General features: G+C 69.7%; 2 protein-coding genes. Both read right to left on the bottom strand.

Annotated features, from left to right (window positions below; all coding sequences use genetic code 11):
* On the bottom strand, nt 1–1,016 hold a 1,016-nt coding region (locus AB0J09_RS64645; RefSeq protein ID WP_360714397.1), incomplete at its 3' end, for an ABC transporter substrate-binding protein.
* A 97-nt stretch (nt 1,017–1,113) separates the two neighbouring features.
* On the bottom strand, nt 1,114–1,439 hold a 326-nt coding region (locus tag AB0J09_RS64640; protein WP_360714395.1), incomplete at its 5' end, for a helix-turn-helix domain-containing protein.

Genomic DNA, 1,439 nt, shown 5'->3' with positions numbered 1-1,439 from the left:
GGCACGTGTCCGGCGACGGAGTCGCCCTGGCAGGGACGGGGCGCCAAGACCAGGCCGGTGGCCGGCTTGCCGGTGCCGCCGGAGGCGATGCCGGCCAACTCCTGGAGGTTGAGCGCCTGTGTGAGGGCCTTGCGGACCTCCGGGTCGCGGGCCGGCCGGTCTTCACCCTGGTGGTAGAAGAACTGGCCGTTGTTCGCCGAGATCGACTGCTTGGTCACGCCCGGGGTCGCCTCGACGCGGGACCGGTCGGCACCGGTGAAGAGGGCGCCGTTGAGGGAGCCGGCGATGAGCAGGTTGGCGGAGGTCTGCTCGTTCGGCACGACCTTCATCACGACCGTCTCCGGCAGGTCCTTCGCGGTGGCGCCGGCGGGACCCCAGCCGTAGTCGCGGCGGACCTTGAACGTGTAGTGGTCGCTGGGGACGGCCTCGGTGAGCTGGTAAGGCCCGCTGCCGGAGGTGGCCCGGGCGATCGAGGCGCGGTCCTTCACCCCCTTGCCGCAGACGATGAACATCGTCCGCGTGCTCTCCAGGATGAAGCTGAACGGCTCGGGCATGGACAGCGTCACGGTGCCGGCGGCGTCGTCGGCCTTCGCTTTCATGCCCGCGGGCACCAGCACGCCGTAGATGGGCGACTTGGTGGCGGGGTCGGCGATGTGGTTGACGTTGTCGGCAACGTTCGAGGGGGTCACCGGTGAGCCGTCCGAGCAGGTGACGCCCTTCCGCAGGGTGAAGGTGACCGACTCAGGCTTGACGTCCCACTTCTCGGCCAGCGCTGGGACGATCTTCCCCGATTCGTCGACGGAGACGAGCGTGTCGTAGGCGAGGGAGAGCACGTTGTTGGTGACCGACAGCACGCCCATGGCGGGGTCGAGAGCCCCGGGGTCGGCCGGGATCGCGAATGTGAAGGTGCCGCCCGTGGCCGGCTTGCCCTGCTGCTCGGGACCGCTCGTCGTGCCTCCGCACGCGGCCGTGAGCAGGGCGAGCCCGGCGAGGGCCGCGACTGCTGGTTTTGTCATGAGGACTCCAGACGAGCATGGGGGGTGTGCACAACCCTCCTGCCTGCGCAGATCCGGATCTATGTGCCTGCCCACGAAAAAGCCGGGACGGCTCGTGCTAGCGACCGAAGATCCGCATCTGCAGCATCGCGGTGAGCCGGGCGTCGGGGTCGGACAGGTCGAGGCCGCTGATCTCGACCAGGCGCTTGAGCCGGTAGCGGAAGGTGTTGGCGTGCACGTGCACCCGGGCGCTGGCCGCGTTGACGTCGCCGAACGCGTCGAGATAGGCCCGCAGGGTGGGGGCCAGTTCGGTGCCGTGCTCGGCGTCGTGGTCGAGTAACCGCTGATAGGGGCCGGTGGGCGTCTGCTCCTCGGCCGCGGCCACGTCGGCGACCTGCAGCAGCAGCGACTCGAAGTGCACGGTCGTGTAGCCGGCGGCCTGAC

It is taken from the genome of Nonomuraea sp. NPDC049784 (assembly GCF_040659615.1).
In the GTDB taxonomy this organism is placed as follows: Bacteria; Actinomycetota; Actinomycetes; order Streptosporangiales; family Streptosporangiaceae; genus Nonomuraea.
The sequence above is the reverse complement of the archived record's forward strand: the minus strand, read 5'-3'. Positions and strand labels throughout refer to the sequence as shown.